Source organism: Saccharibacillus qingshengii (assembly GCF_013185195.1).
GTDB lineage: Bacteria > Bacillota > Bacilli > Paenibacillales > Paenibacillaceae > Saccharibacillus > Saccharibacillus qingshengii.
Genome location: NZ_JAAZWC010000010.1, coordinates 86349 through 105525, shown reverse-complemented (window position 1 = coordinate 105525; position 19177 = coordinate 86349). Strand labels below are relative to the sequence as shown.

General features: G+C 56.2%; 20 protein-coding genes. 15 read left to right on the top strand and 5 right to left on the bottom strand.

Going from position 1 to position 19177, the window contains the following annotated elements; genetic code table 11:
• Genes HRQ60_RS10855 through HRQ60_RS10835 form a run of 5 tightly spaced genes read left to right on the top strand, consistent with a single transcriptional unit; the run spans nt 1 to nt 3894 of the window.
• On the top strand, nt 1–642 hold the full coding sequence (locus HRQ60_RS10855) for a 4Fe-4S single cluster domain-containing protein (RefSeq protein ID WP_172195829.1): 642 nt from the start codon (nt 1–3) through the stop codon (nt 640–642).
• Nucleotides 639–1097, top strand: a complete 459-nt coding sequence (locus HRQ60_RS10850; protein WP_172195828.1) for a hypothetical protein — start codon at nt 639–641, stop codon at nt 1095–1097. Before HRQ60_RS10855 ends, HRQ60_RS10850 begins: the two co-directional genes overlap by 4 nt.
• Before the next feature lie 19 nt (nt 1098–1116).
• Nucleotides 1117–1914, top strand: a complete 798-nt coding sequence (locus HRQ60_RS10845; RefSeq protein ID WP_172195827.1) for a helix-hairpin-helix domain-containing protein — start codon at nt 1117–1119, stop codon at nt 1912–1914.
• A 15-nt stretch (nt 1915–1929) separates the two neighbouring features.
• Complete coding sequence (locus HRQ60_RS10840) at nt 1930–3651, top strand: AAA family ATPase (RefSeq protein WP_172195826.1); 1722 nt, start codon at nt 1930–1932, stop codon at nt 3649–3651.
• A 12-nt stretch (nt 3652–3663) separates the two neighbouring features.
• Entirely contained in the window at nt 3664–3894 is a 231-nt protein-coding gene (locus HRQ60_RS10835) for a DUF2997 domain-containing protein (protein ID WP_172195825.1), read from the top strand.
• A gap of 95 nt (nt 3895–3989) precedes the next feature.
• On the opposite strand, the gene HRQ60_RS10830 is transcribed toward HRQ60_RS10835, so the two are convergent.
• Nucleotides 3990–4445 (bottom strand): GNAT family N-acetyltransferase, encoded by a 456-nt coding sequence (locus HRQ60_RS10830; protein WP_172195824.1) that lies wholly within the window; start codon nt 4443–4445, stop codon nt 3990–3992.
• 235 nt (nt 4446–4680) lie between these two features.
• On the opposite strand from HRQ60_RS10830, the gene HRQ60_RS10825 reads away from it, so the two are divergent.
• Both HRQ60_RS10825 and melA read left to right on the top strand, forming a co-directional pair.
• Nucleotides 4681–5601, top strand: coding sequence for an AraC family transcriptional regulator (locus HRQ60_RS10825; protein ID WP_343044664.1), 921 nt, complete (start codon nt 4681–4683; stop codon nt 5599–5601).
• Nucleotides 5602–5734: 133 nt separating this feature from the next.
• Complete coding sequence (melA, locus tag HRQ60_RS10820) at nt 5735–7252, top strand: alpha-glucosidase/alpha-galactosidase (protein ID WP_172195823.1); 1518 nt, start codon at nt 5735–5737, stop codon at nt 7250–7252.
• A gap of 451 nt (nt 7253–7703) precedes the next feature.
• On the opposite strand, the gene HRQ60_RS10815 is transcribed toward melA, so the two are convergent.
• Nucleotides 7704–8336 (bottom strand): type 1 glutamine amidotransferase family protein, encoded by a 633-nt coding sequence (locus tag HRQ60_RS10815; protein WP_172195822.1) that lies wholly within the window; start codon nt 8334–8336, stop codon nt 7704–7706.
• A 299-nt stretch (nt 8337–8635) separates the two neighbouring features.
• Here HRQ60_RS10815 and HRQ60_RS10810 point away from each other — a divergent pair, with 299 nt between their 5' ends.
• From HRQ60_RS10810 to map, 3 genes are all read left to right on the top strand, one after another.
• Nucleotides 8636–9019: a cupin domain-containing protein gene (locus HRQ60_RS10810; RefSeq protein ID WP_172195821.1), complete on the top strand. Its 384-nt coding sequence runs from the start codon at nt 8636–8638 to the stop codon at nt 9017–9019.
• 20 nt (nt 9020–9039) lie between these two features.
• Nucleotides 9040–11148, top strand: coding sequence for an elongation factor G (locus HRQ60_RS10805; protein WP_172195910.1), 2109 nt, complete (start codon nt 9040–9042; stop codon nt 11146–11148).
• Between the two features lie 119 nt (nt 11149–11267).
• On the top strand, nt 11268–12017 hold the full coding sequence (gene map / locus HRQ60_RS10800; protein ID WP_172195820.1) for a type I methionyl aminopeptidase: 750 nt from the start codon (nt 11268–11270) through the stop codon (nt 12015–12017).
• Between the two features lie 89 nt (nt 12018–12106).
• Here map and HRQ60_RS10795 read toward each other — a convergent pair whose 3' ends face one another.
• Together HRQ60_RS10795 and HRQ60_RS10790 are read right to left on the bottom strand one after the other, a co-directional pair.
• Complete coding sequence (locus tag HRQ60_RS10795; RefSeq protein ID WP_172195819.1) at nt 12107–12655, bottom strand: hypothetical protein; 549 nt, start codon at nt 12653–12655, stop codon at nt 12107–12109.
• Between the two features lie 153 nt (nt 12656–12808).
• Nucleotides 12809–13162, bottom strand: a complete 354-nt coding sequence (locus HRQ60_RS10790; protein WP_172195818.1) for a YtxH domain-containing protein — start codon at nt 13160–13162, stop codon at nt 12809–12811.
• A 279-nt stretch (nt 13163–13441) separates the two neighbouring features.
• Here HRQ60_RS10790 and HRQ60_RS10785 point away from each other — a divergent pair, with 279 nt between their 5' ends.
• The 4 genes from HRQ60_RS10785 to HRQ60_RS10770 all read left to right on the top strand — a co-directional run bounded on the left by HRQ60_RS10785 (nt 13442) and on the right by HRQ60_RS10770 (nt 17432).
• Complete coding sequence (locus HRQ60_RS10785) at nt 13442–14101, top strand: M48 family metallopeptidase (RefSeq protein ID WP_172195909.1); 660 nt, start codon at nt 13442–13444, stop codon at nt 14099–14101.
• Nucleotides 14102–14185: 84 nt separating this feature from the next.
• Nucleotides 14186–15658 carry a serine hydrolase gene (locus tag HRQ60_RS10780; RefSeq protein WP_172195817.1) on the top strand — a complete coding sequence of 491 codons (1473 nt, stop codon included), beginning with the start codon at nt 14186–14188 and terminating at the stop codon, nt 15656–15658.
• A gap of 75 nt (nt 15659–15733) precedes the next feature.
• Nucleotides 15734–16528 carry a WD40/YVTN/BNR-like repeat-containing protein gene (locus HRQ60_RS10775; protein WP_172195816.1) on the top strand — a complete coding sequence of 265 codons (795 nt, stop codon included), beginning with the start codon at nt 15734–15736 and terminating at the stop codon, nt 16526–16528.
• Between the two features lie 280 nt (nt 16529–16808).
• A complete protein-coding gene (locus tag HRQ60_RS10770) occupies nt 16809–17432 on the top strand; it encodes a LysE family translocator (RefSeq protein ID WP_172195815.1) in 624 nt (207 codons plus the stop codon).
• A gap of 18 nt (nt 17433–17450) precedes the next feature.
• Here HRQ60_RS10770 and HRQ60_RS10765 read toward each other — a convergent pair whose 3' ends face one another.
• Nucleotides 17451–18260, bottom strand: a complete 810-nt coding sequence (locus tag HRQ60_RS10765) for a polysaccharide deacetylase family protein (protein ID WP_172195814.1) — start codon at nt 18258–18260, stop codon at nt 17451–17453.
• A 255-nt stretch (nt 18261–18515) separates the two neighbouring features.
• On the opposite strand from HRQ60_RS10765, the gene HRQ60_RS10760 reads away from it, so the two are divergent.
• Nucleotides 18516–19091, top strand: coding sequence for a hypothetical protein (locus HRQ60_RS10760; RefSeq protein WP_172195813.1), 576 nt, complete (start codon nt 18516–18518; stop codon nt 19089–19091).
• Nucleotides 19092–19177 lie beyond the last annotated feature (86 nt).

The following is a 19177-nucleotide window of genomic DNA, read 5'->3' as shown; positions in this document are numbered from 1 at the left end:
ATGTTACCGATTCGTCTTTCCAAGATAAAAAAGAGAACGAGCGCGGAAGGTCCCGGCCTTCGTTACGCCATCTGGGTGCAGGGCTGCCCGATTCACTGCAAAGGATGCTTTAACCCGCACACCTGGGACTTCGGCGGCGGGTATTTGTCCGACGTAGAAACCGTTTATGAAGACATCAGACGTACGGCCGACAGCACGCCCGATTTGTCGGGCGTGACGTTTCTCGGCGGAGAACCTTTCGAACAGGCGGAGGCGCTGAGCGCACTGGCCGAGAAAGTTCAGACGGACGGATTGGGCGTCGTCACTTTCTCGGGTTACGAATACGACCGGATTTTGAAATCGGCGAACAACGTCGCTTGGAGAAAGCTGCTGCGGCATACCGACCTGCTGATCGACGGCCCTTATATCGAAAGACTGCATGATTTGAGCCGCCCCTGGGTCGGATCGAAAAATCAGCGTTATCGTTTTTTTACCGACGTCTACCGGGAATATGAAACTAAGTTTGAAGAAGTGCCGAACAAGCTGGAAATTTGTTTGCATCCGGACGGAACGGTCTCAGCCAACGGAATGGCAGGACCGCTAGATCTCCGGATGCTGGAAAGCCTGATGGAATTCGACGAGAAGGCGGGAGAAAATCGATGAGCCTGGAAATTCTACTGGTACCGCTGGCGATTGCGGCGACCAAAGAGATTGCCGAAGCGATCATGAGACAAACAGATCGACAAAAGGACGTCGGGTACGCGGAAATCCAGACCCGAATGAAAGACCAGAATCTGCTCAAACAAGCGCTAAAAGAGTGGGACACCGACTTCCGTCAGGTCGAAGACATAGCATCGCTGCGGCTGGATACCCAAAACGAGGCCGTATTCATGGTAAACGAGGAAGGTCGTTACCTGCTGCTTTTGCCTCAGACGGCGGATCTGGAAAAGTACGCAAGTTGGATCGAAGACGTGGAACGCTCTTATACTCACTATTTGCAGCAGGCCGTTTACCGAAAGCTGCTTGAACGGGCAGAAGAGCGAGGAATGACACTGGAAAAGGAAGAACTGATGCAGGACGATTCCATTCAACTGACTTATGTACTGAACGGAAAATAAAAACCAAAGGATGATCGACATGACCGCCTATACAAACAGGGGAACGAAATGGGAATGGGCAGCAAGCTGGTGGATTCTGTTGACAATTGTGCCGTTCGGCCTGACTTCTTTTATCGGATTTATTTACGCTGGATCGGCGACAGGCAACCGCCGTTGGACAATGTACGGTTATGTCTATCTTGCCGCCGTCATTGTTGCGATGCTGACTACGGCTGTCGGAATCGGCGCATTTATCGCAGTGGCTGTATGGGTGATCTCCATTATACATGCCTTTAAGATCCGGCCTGCTTTTCTAATACAACTGGACATGCGAATTCGAAACAAAAAGGCACTGAATGAACAGAGAGTATCCCAACTTCGTCAAGAAGCGGAAAGTCTTCTTAAGGTTCAAGATCAAGTGCCTCCCGTCAAAAAGCCGGTCTCCAATTCTTACAGCAAAGAAACGGATTCCGAAAAGGTTCGCAACGAATTGCATGATACGCTCGATTCGTTGAGTCGGCGTCCGCCTTTGGGCAATCCTGTCGATTCCCTAGCGGGAAAAGTCCAATCGGCGGCGAAAGTCCGCCCAAAAATCGACGCGAATCGCGCATCGGAAGCGGAGCTTGCCTCCGTTCCGGAAATCGGTATCATATTGGCGAAAAAGATTGTGCTTAAACGCGAAGAAATTGGCGGGTTCGTATCCTTCGAGCAGTTCTTGCAGTCGATTACTCTTAGGAAACAGGCGGCGGCCAAGCTCGAAGAACAGCTCATGTTTGTGCCGATCGAATCTCCTCAGACTGACAGAGAACTTAAACAAGGCCGTATGATCGACTTTTAAGGAGGGATCCCGACAATGACCGTTCGCAAAAACAACGAGGAATTTCGTAATCTGGTCGCCAATTTGATGAAAGCTCGCTTTCCTTATTTGTATGTCCAGACTTGGGAAGAGGATCGCGTCCTTTCAGTGCTGCGTTCCGTGGCCCAGGATGTGGAACACATCAAAACGCCGAGAGAAGTGCTGACGTGGACGGTAACGACAGGTCTGTTAGACGGAAAAAGGAGAACGTTGGGAGATACCAAAACGCCTCTTAAAGCGCTGGAGTATATCGAAAGATACGACAAACCTTGTATCGTCGTCCTTCAGGATTTTCATATCTATATGGGAGCTTCGGGCCGTCCGGCGGACGTTCAGGTGATTCGTAAACTCAGGGATATGTTGCTTCCGATCAAACAAAATGCCAATCCGATCAATGTCATTTTTGTCTCGCCTTTTCTGACGCTGCCGGAAGACCTGCAAAAAGACGTCACGATCGTGGACTTTAATCTGCCCGCTTTCGAAGAGATCAAAGCGAGCCTTGAGGAGCTCATTTATTTTAACGAAAAAAGCGGGAAGATTAAGATTGATCTGAACGATAACGGAAAAAAACATCTGGCGACGGCAGCGCTCGGGTTGACCTTGTCGGAAGCAGAAAATGCTTTTGCGAGAGCGATGGTAGAGCGGGGACGCTTAACGATCGAAGAAAGCGAGATCATTCTGGAAGAAAAAGAACAAATCATTAAAAAGACCGAAATTCTCGAATTTATTAGGAGCGACTTGAAAATTAAGGACGTCGGTGGGTTGGACAATCTAAAACGGTGGCTGATCAAACGCAATAAATCTTGGTTGGACGCCGCTCAACAATACGGCCTGCCTTCCCCTAAAGGCGTGCTGATTACGGGCGTCCCTGGCTGCGGCAAAAGCCTGATCAGCAAATCGATCAGCTCCATGTGGCAGCTTCCTTTGCTGCGGCTCGATATGGGGAAGATTTTTAGCGGTCTCGTCGGCAGCAGCGAAGAAAATATGCGCAAAGCGATCAAAACCGCCGAAGCGATTTCGCCGTCAATTTTGTGGATCGATGAGATCGAAAAAGGCTTCAGCGGGATTTCCGGCGGCGGTGATAGCGGAACAGCGGCGCGTGTATTCGGACAATTTTTGACCTGGATGCAGGAAAAAACAAGTCCGGTATTCGTCGTGGCGACCGCTAACCGGATTCACAGCCTTCCGCCTGAACTTATGCGGAAAGGAAGGTTCGACGAAATCTTTTTTGTAGATCTTCCCACGGCAAAAGAACGCAAAGACATTTTGCGCCTGCATATCAACAAACGATTAACTAGCATAGAAGCCAAAGGGAGCTTTATGCTGACGGAAGAAATTCTGGAGAGTTTGTCCCGTAAATGCGAAGGTTTTGTCGGCGCGGAGATCGAGCAGTTGGTGATCGATGCTTTATTCGAAGCTTATGCGCAGAGCCGCTCCATTCGTACTGAAGATTTCGAAAAAGCCATTGTTAATACGGTTCCGCTGTCCGTCACGCAGGCCGAGCAGATTCGCGAAGTTCGGGAATGGGCAAACGTCAGAGCAGTTGCGGCCACGCCACAGGAGGACCGGAGCGGATACAAGCACGACGGCTTTCCGCCCAAGCGGCCGGATGCAGAGAAGCCGGCAATCGAGGGTTCGCCGGCAGCTCCACCTGCATCGCCACCAGCAATCGAAGACGATATCGTGCTTGTACGCGGCGGCCGGACGATCGATTTTTAGAGGGAGGTTTCCATGGACGAAAAACTGCTGATCCGCATTTTCGCGGATGGACGCATTCAAGCCGAAACTAAAGGAATCAAAGGGGAAAAGTGTACGGACATGATTCCCCTTCTGGAAGAACTGCTGCAGGCGGAAGCGATAGAGGCGGAGTATACCAGCGAATTTTACGAGACGGAGCAGCGGGAAGAGCAGTTGGAGCATGAACAAACGCCGACTGTGAATGTTCGCGGAGAAAAGCGATAACTCAGTGAGATCATACAAATAAGCACTCTGAAATGACATGAAGAACCCATCCGGGAATCCCATGACTATTTGAGAGTGCTTTTTCGATTTCCGTGTTACAATTCTTTCCCCATAAACATACTATAAGGATCCAACACATAATCCCCGAACGGCCCGCACTCCGTGAATCCGTGCTTCTCGTACAGCTTCCATGCCGGGGCAAAAGCGTCCATGGAACCCGTTTCCAGACTGATCCGCTTATAGCCGCGCCCGCGCGCTTCTTCGAGGATATGGACCAGCAGTTTCTCCGCCACGCCTTTGCGCAGATGTTTCGTGTCGGTCTTCATCGATTTCAGTTCGGCATGTTCGGGATCCAGCTCCTTGATCGCGCCGCAGCCGAGCAGTTCTCCCTGGTCCCACAAAGTCCAGAACGTGATCTCCGGCTTGCGCAGCTTGTCCAGATCCAGGGCATGGATGCTTTCCGGCGGCGAATGCAGCGTCATGCTGTGGAGATGCTCTTCGAGCAGCGCCGCAATTTCGGGGCCTTGCAGATTGTCGATTCGGATATGCATGCAGGTTCACTCCTTGAGAGGTTGTCTTCTGTCTATCTACTTTAAACCGGATTTTCTCAGGAAACAAGCAGGAAAGCTTACGTCAGAGCATGGATTGATGATCTGCAGCAGTTTTTATTGGAGGAAAAGATAGAAAAGATGACATCGGATCTGTTTTTCCATAGGTTTATCGGGGTTGACCCTTCTTCGGACGGCGTTATAAGGTAAAGGAAACGCGACAACAGGAGGAGAAGAAGTGGCGGGAACAAGCGGAAGTCTGTTTGGACGCGAGCTGCTCGAGAGCGGGTACGGCCCGCATTTTCATGCCTATTATTACAAGCAGTGGGCCTCTTACCGGATGGACTATCATCGCCACGATTCCACGGAGATCATGTATTTGATGAACGGAAGCTGCATTGTGGATGTGAGGGCGGATGCCGGAAACGAGGAGCGTTATACGCTCAAAAAAGGCGAGCTGATCCTGCTGGACGCCGGCGTGCCGCATCGTCTGATCGTCGGAGAAGGTACGGTCTGCCGGATGCTGAACGTGGAGTTCTCCTGGGCGCCCCTTTCGCCCGGCGACGAGAGCGCGCCGAGTATCGGCATGCTGGCCCGCGAAGAGCCGGCGCTGGCCGAGCTGCTGCAGATGCCTTTTGACAGCCTCGTCCTGCCGGATCCCGAGGAAGTGCTGCATACGCTCAAGTCGCTGGTGCTCGAATTGGATCGGCAGCAGGGCGGGCAGAACGTCATGGTGCGGCTGCTGTTCGCGGAGCTGCTGCTGCGTCTGGCCCGGCTGCGGCGGGAGCAGCTGCATTCGAGCCGCCAGCACGCCCAGCATTACGTCCGCGCCGCGATCGAATACCTGCATCAGAACTATGATCGCGGTATCCAGGTCAAAGAAATCGCCGCCGCCGTCAATCTGCATCCCGGTTATCTGCACCGTTTGTTCAAGCAGCATACGGGGCGTACGCTGACGGACTATCTGAACAATCTGCGTATGGACAAAGCCAAGATGCTGCTGGCCGGCAGCTTGATCCCGGTAGCGGATATCGCGGACTACGTGGGCATTGCCAGTCGGCAGTATTTCCATCTCCTGTTCCGCAAGTACAGCGGCTGTACGCCGACGGAATACCGGGAAAGTGCCGAGAGCGATTCCTGGAAAAAAGAAAAAAAGTGAGGATTCTTGACACTTATCCGCTCAAGTGGTCACGATATTGATAACGCTTTCCCAAGCTCCCCTGCTAAGATGAACGTGCAGGTTAATCTTAAGCCGCCGGGCAGTAACCGAAGCGGCGAAAGGGGCAAAACGGATGTCTTTTAAAGTAACGTTTATCGGGGCGGGGAGTATCGGATTCACGCGGGGACTGCTGCGGGATCTGCTCAGCGTGCCGGAATTCGCGAATATCGAGGTCTCGTTTATGGATATCGACCGGCGCAATCTGGATATGGTAACGGAGCTGTGCCAACGGGATATCGACGAGAACGGACTCTCGATCCGTATCCGTCCGACGACGGATCGGCGCGAAGCGCTGGAAGGCGCCAAGTACGTATTTTGTACCATTCGGGTCGGCGGCCTTGAAGCGTTCGCGACCGATGTGGATATTCCGCTCAAGTACGGCGTGGACCAGTGCGTCGGCGATACGCTCTGCGCGGGAGGCATCATGTACGGACAGCGCGGAATCGTCGAGATGCTGGAGATCTGCCGGGATATCCGGGAGAAGGCCGCGCCGGATGTGCTGCTGCTCAACTACTCCAATCCGATGGCGATGCTCACCTGGGCGTGCATCCAATACGGCGGCGTGCGCACGATCGGGCTGTGCCACGGCGTCCAGCACGGACACCATCAGATCGCGGAAGTGTACGGGCTCGACAAAAAGGACGTGGATATCATCTGCGCCGGAATCAATCACCAGACGTGGTACGTATCCGCCAAGCATGAAGGCCGCGATCTGACGGAAGGGCTGCTGGACGCGTTCGAGTGGCATCCGGAATACAGCCGCACGGAGAAAGTCCGGATCGATATGCTGCGCCGCTTCGGTTATTACAGCACGGAATCGAACGGGCATCTGAGCGAATACGTACCGTGGTACCGCAAACGCAGCGACGAGATTCAGGATTGGATCGACCTCAGCAGCTGGATCAACGGAGAGACGGGCGGTTATCTGCGGGTATGCACGGAAGGGCGCAGCTGGTTCGAGACCGATTTTCCGAACTGGCTCCGGGACCCGGCGTTCGTCTACGGAGCGGAGCATCGCGGCGAAGAACACGGCTCCTACATCGTGGAAGGATTGGAGACGGGTCGGGTCTACCGCGGACACTTCAACACGGTCAACGGCGGCGTGATTCCGAATCTGCCGGCCGACGCGATCATCGAAGCGCCGGGCTACGTCGATCGCAATGGCACCTCGATGCCGGTCGTCGGCGATCTTCCGCTCGGCGCGGCCGCCGTGTGCAATGTGAGCATCTCCGTGCAGCGTCTGGCGGTGGAAGCGGCCGTACACGGCGACGACAAGCTGCTGCGCCAAGCGTTCATGATGGACCCGCTCGTCGGCGCGGTCTGTAACCCCAAAGAGATCTGGCAGATGGTCGACGAAATGCTGGTAGCCGGAGAGAAATGGCTGCCGCAGTACGGCGATGCGATCGCGGCGGCCAAGGAACGTTTGGCATCCGGCAATCTGATTCCGCCGCGGGCAGACAGCCAAGGCGCGGCGCGGCTCAAGGTGAAGACGGTCGAAGAGATGCAGCAGGACCGCGACGCGGCGAACAAGAACGCGGGCGAGTCGGACAAAGGGAAAGACCGGGAAAAAGTGCAGCCGCAGCCGTCTTGACGGCCGGCCGGTACGAAGCCGTGCCGGGAACGGAGTCTACGAAGCGAGTGCGGGGTCCGCGGGAGTCAACGGAGTCACGAGACCGAAGTATCGGCGGCAGCCGCAGGGGATAGCGAAGCCGCAGCGAGTACAGTCTAACGAATCGCGGTATCGCTAATTCCGCTTTTTCGGACATTGGGGAAATGTAACGAATCCTCGTATCGCTATTCGTTTCTTTTTGGTCGAATCTGCCTCTTTGGAACGAAATAGCGTGATGACGATTCATTAGCCGTCAGCCGTCAGCTGCGGGGCCGACGCCCGATTTACAGGGCAGCGGCGAAGAGCCGGAAAAGCGGGAATTCGCGATACGGGAAAATAAGAAAAAGCGAAAGCCTCCACTTGCGTGGGGCTTTCGCTTTTTGGCGCGTACGGCCGTTTGGCCAGGGTTTGCGCCGCCGGCCGGGCTGCGCGCTTAAGTCCGTGCCTGCATCGTCTCCATCAAAGCATAGAAATGGCGTTCCTCGCCCGTGTTGAAGTAGTTGTACCAGGCTTCCAGGGTTTCTTCCGTGAACAAGTCCAGCATCGCGATCACTTCGCGCGCCAACAAGAGTCCGCCGGTCGCGCCGGTGGTGATCAGATTGCCGTCCGAGACGACCTTCTCATCGCGATAGTGGGCAGACCCCCGGTAGGAAGGGCAGAACAAATTGAGGTATTCCAGTCCGTTGCTCGTATGCGGACGATGATCCAATAGGCCGGAGTCGGCCAGAGCCGCCGTCGCTCCGCAGATCGCCGCCACCCTGCCGCCCTGCTCCAGCAGTTCTTTGGTTTTTTCGATTATTGGCAGGTGCTCCGGATTCGTCCAGGTATTCGCTCCCGGCAGGAGCAGAATCGCGGAAGTATCGTGCGTGATCTCGTCTACGGTCAGATCGGGCAGAACAGTCATACCGCCCATGGTGGTAATCGAACGCTTGGAAGCTCCGACCGTTCGAACGGGAAGGCGGCTGCCCGGAATTTTGAAATACTGCCCCGAGTTGAGCTGCGCGGTGACCCATCCAAGTTCCCAATCGGCCATTGTATCCAGTACATAAACATAAGCATATTTCATAAAGTCCTCCTTGGGAATCCGTTGTAATTGGGTATCGTGTACAACCCCAGTGTAGACGTTCAACATGGACAGCATCCTGTCGAGGATTCAAAAAAGAGCGAAGGTTCGCATCGGCGGTGTGGGAAATTTCCGAATGCCGTTGTTTGCTTTGTACGCTTCGATGAACGGGGTGCGGCGGGAAGCTCCGATTCATGGAATTTCCGCTTTTTTGGTGTATGCTGCGGGGGTCTGCCTTTTTCGGTATAATCAATAAAAATGGCCGAGAGAGCCAAATTACATCGTAAAGGGAAGTGCGGAATATGATGAATCTATTGGGCCCTGTTACTATTCGGGAAGAACTGGACAAACTCAAGGAACATTGGTCGCCCCGGGTAATTGGAAAAGTGAACAACCAGTATATCAAAGTGGCGAAAGTGCAAGGCGAGCTCGTCTGGCACAAACACGATGACGAAGACGAGATGTTTCTGATCGTGTACGGACAGCTGCTTATTCAAATGGAAGACCGCGACGACATCAAGCTCGGTCCCGGCGAATTTTACGTGGTGCCGCGCGGAGTGATGCATAACCCGATTGCCGAACAAGAATGTGGGTTGGTGTTGATCGAGACCGTAACGACCAAGCATACCGGTGATACGGAATCGCCGCTGACGCGTTCGATCGAAGAGCAGGAGGGGCTGCGTTGAGCGGCAGATCTTCTGTATCCATGAACAAAACGATCGGCATGCTGGCTCACGTGGACGCGGGCAAAACGACGTTCGCCGAGCAGCTGCTTTATCATACGAAGAGTATCCGCACCCGGGGACGGGTGGACCACCAGGATGCTTTTATGGACAGTCACGATATCGAACGGGCACGCGGCATCACGGTGTTTGCGGGTCAGGCGGTCATGCCGTACAACGGCTCGACCTATTATCTGCTCGACACGCCGGGGCACGCCGATTTCTCGGCCGAGATGGAACGCGCGCTGCGCACAATGGATTACGCGGTACTGCTGCTGAGCGCGGTGGAAGGCGTGCAGGGACATACGGAGACGGTATGGCAGCTGCTGCGGCGTTACGGGGTTCCGACGTTCTTTTTTATCAATAAAACGGATCGGGCAGGCGCGGACGTGCAGCGGGTGACGGAAGAAATCCGCAGCCTGCTGACGCCGGACGTGGTCGATCTGACGGATCCGGCGGCGGAAATCGCGGACAGCGAGGCCGGAGAACGGAACACGGGGAGCTCCGAAGCGGAAGCTGCGGAAGAAGGGCGGTCCGGGCTCGACCTTTCTTCGTCCGCAGCTCGCCCGCTGCCGCCCGTCACGCTCTCCGACGCTCTCAAAACCTTTCTGGCCGAACGGGACGAGCCGCTGCTGGAAGGATATCTGGACGACCGGCTGACGGAGCACGAGTGGACCGAAGCGCTGATCCGGCTGATCCGGGAAGGCCGCGTGTATCCGTGTCTGCATGGCTCGGCGCTGCTGGATATCGGCGTGGCCGATTTTCTGCGCAAGTTCGACCGGCTCACCGTCACGCCTTACGCCGCGGCGAATGAAGACGAAGATACCCGCAAACCGTTTGCTGGCCGCGTCTACAAGATCGGGCACGACGAGAACGGAACCCGGCTCACGTATATCAAAGCTCTGCAGGGATCGATTGGCGTGCGGGAATTTGCCGAGTATGTCGATCGAAACGGGGATGCGGAGCCGAAGAGCATGCGCGAGGAGAAAATCACCGGCATCCGGATCTACAGCGGCGACCGGTATACCCAGGTGGACCGCGCGTACGCGGGCGAGCTGTTCGCCGTGACCGGGCTGACGGAGGCGCAGGCGGGCGAGGGAATCGGAGATGCGTTGGATGAAGTCGTGCCGTTCGAGATGACGCCGACGCTGACGGCAAGCGTTGCTTTTCCGCGCGAGCTTCCGGTCAAGGACGTGCTGCGCATCTTCCGGATGCTGGAAGCGGAAGATCCCGCGCTCGGCGTCCTCTGGGAAGAAGAACTGCAGCAGCTCCAGATCCGCGTCATGGGCGCTATCCAGCTTGAAGTGCTGAGCGCCGTTCTGCGGGAGAGGTTCGGCCTGAACGTGACGTTCGGCGCGCCGGAGATCCTGTACCGCGAGACGATCGCGGCGCCGATGACGGGATACGGGCATTTCGAGCCGCTGAGGCATTACGCCGAGGTGCATCTGGAGATCGAACCCGGCGAGCGGGGCAGCGGCGTCGTATTCGAAGATGCGTGCCACGCGGACGACCTGCCTGTCGGCTACCGCAATCTGGTTGGGCAGCACGTCACGGAGCGCGAGCATCACGGGCTGCTGACCGGCTCTCCGCTGACCGACGTGAAGGTCACGCTGCTCACCGGCCGGGCGCACAACAAGCATACGCACGGCGGCGATTTTCGCGAAGCGACGCTGCGCGCGCTGCGGCAGGGGCTGGAGCAGGCGGACAATATCCTGCTGGAGCCGTGCTACCGCTTCCGCATCCGCGCGGAAGCCGAGCATCTCGGTCGCCTCATGCACGACGTCCAGCAGGCGCACGGGATCTTCGATCCGCCGGAGCTGAGCGAGACGCATCTGCTGCTGACCGGAACCGTGCCGGCCGCCTCGTTCATGAATTACGCGGTCGAACTGGCATCCTATACCCGGGGCAAAGGCATGCTCAGTCTGACCTACGGCGGCTATCGTCCCTGCCACAACGCGGGCGAGGTCATCGAACGGCGCGGCTACGACAAGAACGCCGATCCGCTGTATACATCGTCGTCGATCTTCTGCGCCAAAGGGGCGGGCTATTCGGTGCCGTGGGACGAGGCGGAAGCGGCGATGCATCTGCTGTAAGTTTACGAGGAAAGAGGAGGTAAGTAGGAATAGGGCCTTTGTTGCGTCCTTTTTCAAACGGAGTTATCCTTAATTAAAGAAACATTCTACCCAATCCATAAGGAATCGAGCGATAAATCATGATTACACTCAAAAGCGAACGCGAAATCGGGATGATGGATGCGGCAGGAGACCTGCTTGCGGCCTGTCACAAAGAAATCGCCAAAATGATCAAACCGGGCGTCACGACGATGGAGATCGACCGGTTTGTGGAGAAGTTCCTCAAGCAGCACGGCGCAACGCCGGAGCAAAAAGGCTATAACGGTTACGAATATGCGACATGCGCGTCGATCAACGACGAAGTCTGCCACGGCTTCCCGCGCCGCCAGCCGCTCAAGAACGGCGATATCGTCACGATCGACATGGTCGTCAACCTGAACGGAGGCCTGGCCGATTCGGCCTGGACGTACGCGGTCGGCGAGGTATCGCAGGAAGACAAGCGCTTGATGGAAGTAACGCTGCGCGCGCTGGAATTGGGCGTCGAAGCGGCGGTCGCGGGCAATCGCCTGGGCGATATCGGCTATGCGATCCAGAGCTACGTGGAAGGCGAAGGCTTCTCCGTCGTGCGCGAGTTCACCGGGCACGGTATCGGGCCGACCATCCACGAGAAACCGCAGGTGCTGCATTACGGCGAGCCGGGCAAAGGCCAGCGCCTCAAAGAAGGCATGGTCATCACCATCGAGCCGATGGTCAACGCCGGCGTCTGGCAGACGTCGCGGGATTCCAACGGCTGGACGGCACGCACCGCGGACGGCCGCAATTCGGCGCAGTACGAGCACACGCTTGCGATCACCAAGGACGGTCCGCGGATTCTGACTTTGCAGGACTGACTGCGGATATTGAAAAAAGGCAAGGAAGCCGATCTCGATCGGGTTCCTTGCCTTTTTTGCTTTGCGGCGAGGCGGGAAATGGCCGATTCTCAGCCTTCCGACAAGCCCAACTGCTCGCGCAGATAGGTTGTGACTTTTGCTTCATCGAACATTTCTTCGTCCGACATAGCGTGCGCGTAGACCAGCGTACGGCCGTTGACGTCAAAGTAATCCGCATGGACATAAAAGTCCGGTCCGTTCGGTACAAACGGCCGCTCGTCGATCTCAACGTAGGCGCTCGCGAAGACATGCTTCTCCGTATAGCTTTGTTCGCCCCAATCCTTCAGAATCGGCAGATAGACGGACGCAAACTCGCCGTCCTGCGGGTTTTCAAGAATAGAGACGATCGGGTCGTGTTCCCACACGCCCAACCCTTTGCCGTCGAGCACAACAATGCCCATCCGTTCTTCGTTGGCCAGCAGCATCAGCTTGGTCGGATGCTCGGCGTCGGTGGAATACCCTTCGTCCACGATCGCATCTTCGGCCTGGAAACCGTAGGTGCGCAAATTCGAAGACAGATTGAAAAAGAAAAAATAGGCGACCAGCAGGGCGGCTATGGCCACGACAAGTGTAAGCTCGACGCTCCTGCGTACTCTCATGCGATCCCTCCTTTTTATAAAAAGCCCTACCTCTAGGGTAAAGGTCCGGAGCTTGAAAGGCCAGGGGTTTCACCAAGTTGTCAGAAAAGAAAAAAGCGCTTGGCCTCCTGAAGAGGCCAAGCGCTTGGATCCAAAGATTGAAGAAAGCAGGTATTAGATGCTGCCTGCGCTGCCGTCCGTCGGCTTGCCGCCGGTACCGGAAGTGCGGATGGAATCCTGTACGTTCGACTTGACGTCGCGCGCGGCGGAGACCGTATCTTCCTTGAGTTCTTTCACGGCGCCCAGCGTTTCCTTGACGACCCCGGTCACTTCCTGGCTCTTCTCGGCCAAGGCATGACCTTTTTCGTTGATCTGCGGTCCCGCTTCGCGCAGCGCTTCGGCCGCGTCAAGCACCGTATTGCGAATTTGCTCGCCTTTTTGGGTAGCGACGATAACGGCGGCTCCGGCTCCGATCAGGGCACCTGCTGCGGCGCCGATGGCGGCTGTGGTTACAAACGATTTATCCATAATAGTAATCTCCCTTCGATTAAAGTCTCTGCCTGTTATTACCCGGTTGGCGAGATCTCTAACGGATAAGTTTTCTTTTTTGCGGGTCTTAAATATCGGTAAATGCCGATACTATGGCCAAACTTCCGGTTGACCCGTAGGCGGAGGACGCTTCGCTCCGAACAAGGAAGCATCGCGCGCCGAAGCGGTCAGCATGATCCTGGCCATGATGCAGTAGTCCGGCCGTTTCGCAGAAGGAATCCCCGTCCGGGGCTTCCTTTTTTGCGTTATAATGATGGTATGAACATTCAACATAACGATCAGATCATCGAATTCCACGTCGAATACGCCAAACGCAAGAAAATCTACGTTCAGCTCGACCCCAACGGACTGGTGACGGTCAAAGCGCCGAACGGCATGCCGGAAGAACAGATTCAAGCGGCGGTTGCCCTTCAGGGGGACTGGATTCTGCAAACCCTAGCCAAGCAGGAGAAAGCGCGCGAAGCGCCCAAACCCAAAGAATACCGCGAAGGCGGCGAAGGCGAGTTTTTGCATCTGGGACGCCGCTGCCGACTGGACGAACTGATTCCGACAGAAGGACGGACGGAGGAGCAGCTGCGTGCGGACCTCAAGAAATTCTATTTTGCAAGCTGCAAAAAAATCGTCAACGAACGGATCGGCCCGTATGCCAAGCAGCTCAAAGCCGAACCGAAATCGATCGAAATCATCGAATCCGTGAGCAAATGGGGCAGCTGCGATTCGAGAAAAAGACTGAATTTCAACTATCTCCTGGCGATGGCTCCGACCTACGCGATCGATTATGTCATTGTCCACGAATTGTGCCACATCCACCATATGAACCACGACCGCTCGTTCTGGCGCAAGCTCGGCAGCGTGCTCCCGGATTACAAAGAAAGAGAACTTTATTTGAACCGGTACGGAAACTTTATGGTCATGTGAAAAAAGCAAGGCCGGTTCATCGGAAACAGGAGAGGACATTCCTACAAACCATCGGCTGTTGCCCAAGGCAAAGGAGAGAATACCGTGTCATTCGTGAACGGAAACGGAGCCGAACTGCTCGGGAGGATCGAGCGCTCGGAGCTTGAAGTCAACAGTCTGGTGGTGCTGCGCGCGGGACGGACCCTAGTGGAACATTACCGGGAGCCGTACCGGGCCGGCGTACCGCAGCTGCTGTACTCGCTCAGCAAAAGCTTTACTTCGATCGCTGTCGGGATCGCCTGCGACCTCGGTCTGCTGGCATTGGACGATTCGGTTCTGCCTTGTTTCCCGGACAAGCGGCCTGCCGAAGTCTCTTCGAATCTGGCCGCCATGCAGATCTGTCATCTGCTGTCGATGACCGCGGGGCATGACGGGGACATCTACCCGGCCGTAACGGCTTGTACAGACTGGGCCGCGGCTTTTCTCGCGCAGCCTGTCGAGCATGCGCCGGGTACCCGTTACCGCTACAGTACGCCGTCTACCTATATGCTCGCGGCGATCGTCGAGCGGGCAGCCGGCTGTAATCTGGTCGATTTCCTGATGCCGACGCTGTTCGAACCGCTGGGAATTGCGCGCCCCGTCTGGGAGACCTGCCCGCTTGGGGTGACTGCCGGAGGCATGGGGCTGAGTCTGTTGACCACGGATGTAGCGAAGTTCGGACAAATGCTGCTGCAAGGCGGTATCTATGACGGACGGAGGATCGTCTCCGAGGACTACGTCGGGCTTGCGGCTTCGGAGCAGAGCGACAATCGGGCGGGAGCCCGCCGGGACCGGATCGATTCCGCGCAGGGATACGGATTTCAATTTCATCGGTGCCGATTCGGCGCGTATCGGGGAGACGGTTCGTTCGGGCAGCTGTGTCTGGTGTCGCCCCGGCACGATCTGGTGGTCGCGGCCAACTGCGGCTTTTCGAGTATGGGCGGTCTGCAGGTGCTGCTGGACCTGATCTTCGACTGGGCCGGCGAGAAGGGCGGCAGCGCGGACAAGGACCTGCGGCATCGATCATCGGAGACAGACTCTTCGGGCTCCACAAGTTGCATTCCCTTAATCGCGCCCACGACCGGTGCCGAATCTGGGCTGTCCGGCTCGCCGCCGCTCGAACTTCCGTTTTCGCCGGAGACGGTCTACCGGTTGGATCCCAATCCGGCGGGCCTGCGTGCAGCCGTTTTTCGCTTCACGGAGAGCGGCTTCGAGCTGACGACGGATCACGGAGACGAACGCAGCTGTACGCTGCCGTTCGACTTTTCCCGTGCGCTCGAGGCGGAAGACGTATTCGTCAAAGACCTGTCGCGGCATCGGCAAAAGGTGGTGACCTCGGTAGAAGCGGCCGGCGAAGATGGTCGATCGCTGCGGTTGAAGCTGTATTATATCGAGACTCCGTATCGGGTTCTCTACACGATTCGCCGGGCGGAATGCGGGATCTTATGGAGCTTTGCCATCAATGTATCGTTCGGATTCCGGTCGTACGAGGTCCTGGGGCGCGAAGAGAGTGGTTACCGAATTTTAACCGGTAAATGACAACCCGGGGGCGTGCTGTCACTTTCCAACTTCCAAAGTTTGCTATACTTGCAGCGAATGAGGAGGCTGAACAGCATGAACACACTTCGCAGACTTTCCATAAATGCCGGTTGGCTGGCCTCGCTTATTCTTGCAGGCAGCTTGATTACAGGCTGTTCCGTTCGGGAGGGATGGTCCGATACGGGAGCATCGCCCCTGACCGTACCCACTTCTTCCGTCGCTTACGAGACATCCGCTGCACAAGCGAAGTCCGGTGCCGGAACCCTGACCGAACAAACGGAAAACCAGGAATTTTATTTAAACGACGGCCATATCGGCTGGAAAATAGAAGCGCAGGCCGACAAAGATTCAGAGATAGAGAACACCCTGTACCGAACGGAGAACGGCGGAGCGGTCTGGCAGCAGATCAACGATTCGCAAGCGGGCTCGCTTCCTTCCGGACTGATCGGAAGCGCACGTTTTGCCGATACGAACCGGGCGTGGCTCGCGGTGGACAGTCCCCGCGAAGGCGATCCCCGCCTGTATGAGACGAGAGACGGCGGAGCCACCTGGAGCAAGACCGAACTTAAGGTTCCCGCAAGCTTCAGTAGAGCCTGGTTCGAACCGAAGACGCCGATTCTGTTCGAAGGGACGGATCTGGGATTGTTCATCGCACAGACCGGATATCCCGAAGCCGGGCAGGAGCCGAATCCGCTGCTGTTCTACGTGACGGCCGACGGCGGAGCGAACTGGTCCGATCCGCTTCACGGCGAAGAAGGCGAGCAGGGCGGACTGAGCTGGAAAACCAAGCGTCTGGCCGACCAAACCGGCCGCAGCTGGTCGATTACGATCGATGGCCGGACCTGGACCTTCGAGCGCAGCGACAAATAAGAAGTCCAACAGGCCGGCCGACGTTTCTAAGAGTGCAGATTGCGTTCACCAGCTGCGTTCATCGGTTGAGCGGAATAGTCTTTTTTAACTTCGGCTCGACTTGTTCCACACAGCAGGGGTGATCCAACCGCATATACAAAAAGAGCCGGAATCCGGCTCTTTTTTTGTGTTGATTTGGCGGGTGGACTGTGGAGCGCGGAAGTTTTTCTGTCCGTGTGGACTGTTCGGTATTTCTTTTTCCATGATAAAATGAACGAAATTTCTTCTTCTGGAGGGCAACATGAATCAATTTCCCCTGTTTATGCTGATGTCGTTGCTGCTGATCCTGCTGCCCGGCCCGGATACGGGACTGGCGACGCAAAATACGATCGTATACGGACGAAAAGGCGGCATCCAGACGGTGCTCGGCAGCGCAGGCGGCACGCCTGTCCATACGCTGGCTGCGGTACTCGGATTGTCGGCGCTGATCGTAAAGTCGGCGCTGCTGTTTTCCGTTTTTAAATATGCGGGCGCGCTGTATCTGATTTATCTCGGCGTCACTTCGCTCTGGGCGCTGCGCAAGGCGAAGAACGCGGTATCGGAAAAGGAAGATCTTCGTCCCAGAGGCCGTTCGCCGCTGCTTCAAGGCCTATTTACGAATATGCTGAACCCGAAAGTGGCCGTCTTTTTCCTGACCTTCCTGCCCCAGTTTCTGGTCACGGGAGCAAATCCGCTGATTCCTTTTCTCCTGATGGGACTGACTTACACGGTAATGACAGTAATCTGGATGGTGCTGTATGTCTGCCTGCTTGACCGGGTAGGCGCCTGGATGAAACGGCCGGCCGTGCAGCGGGTCATGCAGGGCATTACCGGATTCGTCTTGGTCGGGTTCGGCTTGAAGTTGGCATTGGAGCGGCGTTCTTAGCCGGCAGGACCGGCATTGTTATCCATCCAGACGTTTCGTTTCCCCGCCGGCGATCTCGACCGCTTCTCCGTTTGCCGTGATCCAGACGGATCCCGCGGACGGATTGCGGACCAGCGTGCCGCCCACGGAAAACTCCAGTCTTCGCAGAGCTTCCAGATAGTCCGCGATTTCGATATTCGTGGCATACCAGATATCGGAGCGTCCCGCGAATGTGGCACAGAATTCTTCGATTTCGTTCCAGTTTCCGTCGTTGTCGAATTCGTAACTGTGGCCCCAGACGTACAGCAGCGCCAGATTTGCGTAATGCGGCGGCGGATCGAGCGCCAGGAAGGCTTCTCCGTGTTCCTTCATCTGCTTGTGGTGACAGGTGGGATGCCAGGTCAGCGGGCGCTGCGGCACCGTGAAGGTTCCGGTCGAATGCACGGTGCGGCAGTAGCGGATACCCAGCGAACCGATCGCATCCGCCACTTCTTCGGTATAGGCGCCGTACGGATACGACATGCCGCGTACGGGATAGCCGGTCAGTTCTTCAAGCGCGCCTCGGTCGTCCAGCACTTCCATCATCAGCCGCTCGCGCGGAATCCGCTCGAGAAAAGGGTGCGTGACCGTATGCGCCGATACTTCGTGTCCCGCGTACAGCCTAGCGACTTCTTCGTATTTCACATAACCGTCTTCGTCGAATTTGCCTGAATTGAGATGAAACGTCGCTTTGAGGCGGTGACGGTTGAACAGGTCCACAAGTTTCCGGTCCTGCGTGCGTCCGTCATCGTAACTGAAGGTCAACGCTTTATGAAGCCCTCCGGGAAAAAGATTCAACAAAATATTCATGCGTATCCTCCTTGTAGGTGCGTCCCGCCGGCTTGTTTCCCTGCGCGGGCGCTCCGCGATTCCAGAAATAGAATACGCTTTCAGCACGCTGCGGTCAATCCTGAGGATGCGCCCGAGAAGATGTCTTTTTGCAAAAAAAAGAAGCGGGGTCCTCTCGCATTCGGCCCCGGAGCGGGTACAATAACCATAAGAAGACGGCTGGACGGCAAAAGATTCTTGAAGCCGAGGCCGCTCAAACGAACGGGAGGGATTCCCATGTGGAGAATGTTTATCAAACCCGAGAAGAAGCAGCCCAAGCGCCATGTACCGACCAAGGAAGAACAGGAAGAGATCTGGTTTCGCTATTTCTATGAAACCCATCCCCGGCTTGAACTGAAAGAATGGGGCCGTAGGCTGCGCGTGTTCCGTTTCTGCCGCGCAAATGCCGACCAGACGGGAGACCGGGATCGCTTGATGGCCGCTTTTCGCGTATCGTCGCGGGAGGAGCTGATGGAAATCTGCGATCATCTGGGCATCACCTTGCAATCGCTGCCGGAGATTGACGCGGCCAGTGCGGCTGCGGACCGGTTCCGTATTCAAGAGTATCCGAACCTCAAACAGCCCGGTCACCTGAAGCTGTTCAATCTGCCTGCGCATGTCTGGGTCCGGCCGGGCAAGCTCGTGATTACGATCTCGGACGCGGACAAGCCTTTTGACGTGACTCCCCGAACCGTGAAGGCCGTCGAAACGTTCGAGACCAAGCTGGGATTCCTCACCGAACGCGCAGTCGACCCGCCGCTGAACGACAAACATTGTTTCTGCCCCAAATATTATCCGGAGTATTTCGCGTAGACAGGGGAGGCAAAAAGCTTACCGCGGCCTATACCTGTTGAACATGCAGTAGACGATGGCAAGGAGACTTTCGGACAAATTCCTTT

What these genes read in the sequence shown, in the direction of transcription:
- HRQ60_RS10855 (WP_172195829.1), top strand. Translation starts at nt 1, where the DNA reads ATGTTACCGATTCGTCTTTCCAAGATAAAAAAGAGAACGAGCGCGGAA.
- HRQ60_RS10850 (WP_172195828.1), top strand. Translation starts at nt 639, where the DNA reads ATGAGCCTGGAAATTCTACTGGTACCGCTGGCGATTGCGGCGACCAAA.
- HRQ60_RS10845 (WP_172195827.1), top strand. Translation starts at nt 1,117, where the DNA reads ATGACCGCCTATACAAACAGGGGAACGAAATGGGAATGGGCAGCAAGC.
- HRQ60_RS10840 (WP_172195826.1), top strand. Translation starts at nt 1,930, where the DNA reads ATGACCGTTCGCAAAAACAACGAGGAATTTCGTAATCTGGTCGCCAAT.
- HRQ60_RS10835 (WP_172195825.1), top strand. Translation starts at nt 3,664, where the DNA reads ATGGACGAAAAACTGCTGATCCGCATTTTCGCGGATGGACGCATTCAA.
- HRQ60_RS10830 (WP_172195824.1), bottom strand. Translation starts at nt 4,445, where the DNA reads ATGCATATCCGAATCGACAATCTGCAAGGCCCCGAAATTGCGGCGCTG.
- melA (WP_172195823.1), top strand. Translation starts at nt 5,735, where the DNA reads ATGTCTTTTAAAGTAACGTTTATCGGGGCGGGGAGTATCGGATTCACG.
- HRQ60_RS10815 (WP_172195822.1), bottom strand. Translation starts at nt 8,336, where the DNA reads ATGAAATATGCTTATGTTTATGTACTGGATACAATGGCCGATTGGGAA.
- HRQ60_RS10810 (WP_172195821.1), top strand. Translation starts at nt 8,636, where the DNA reads ATGATGAATCTATTGGGCCCTGTTACTATTCGGGAAGAACTGGACAAA.
- HRQ60_RS10805 (WP_172195910.1), top strand. Translation starts at nt 9,040, where the DNA reads ATGAACAAAACGATCGGCATGCTGGCTCACGTGGACGCGGGCAAAACG.
- map (WP_172195820.1), top strand. Translation starts at nt 11,268, where the DNA reads ATGATTACACTCAAAAGCGAACGCGAAATCGGGATGATGGATGCGGCA.
- HRQ60_RS10795 (WP_172195819.1), bottom strand. Translation starts at nt 12,655, where the DNA reads ATGAGAGTACGCAGGAGCGTCGAGCTTACACTTGTCGTGGCCATAGCC.
- HRQ60_RS10790 (WP_172195818.1), bottom strand. Translation starts at nt 13,162, where the DNA reads ATGGATAAATCGTTTGTAACCACAGCCGCCATCGGCGCCGCAGCAGGT.
- HRQ60_RS10785 (WP_172195909.1), top strand. Translation starts at nt 13,442, where the DNA reads ATGAACATTCAACATAACGATCAGATCATCGAATTCCACGTCGAATAC.
- HRQ60_RS10775 (WP_172195816.1), top strand. Translation starts at nt 15,734, where the DNA reads ATGAACACACTTCGCAGACTTTCCATAAATGCCGGTTGGCTGGCCTCG.
- HRQ60_RS10770 (WP_172195815.1), top strand. Translation starts at nt 16,809, where the DNA reads ATGAATCAATTTCCCCTGTTTATGCTGATGTCGTTGCTGCTGATCCTG.
- HRQ60_RS10765 (WP_172195814.1), bottom strand. Translation starts at nt 18,260, where the DNA reads ATGAATATTTTGTTGAATCTTTTTCCCGGAGGGCTTCATAAAGCGTTG.
- HRQ60_RS10760 (WP_172195813.1), top strand. Translation starts at nt 18,516, where the DNA reads ATGTGGAGAATGTTTATCAAACCCGAGAAGAAGCAGCCCAAGCGCCAT.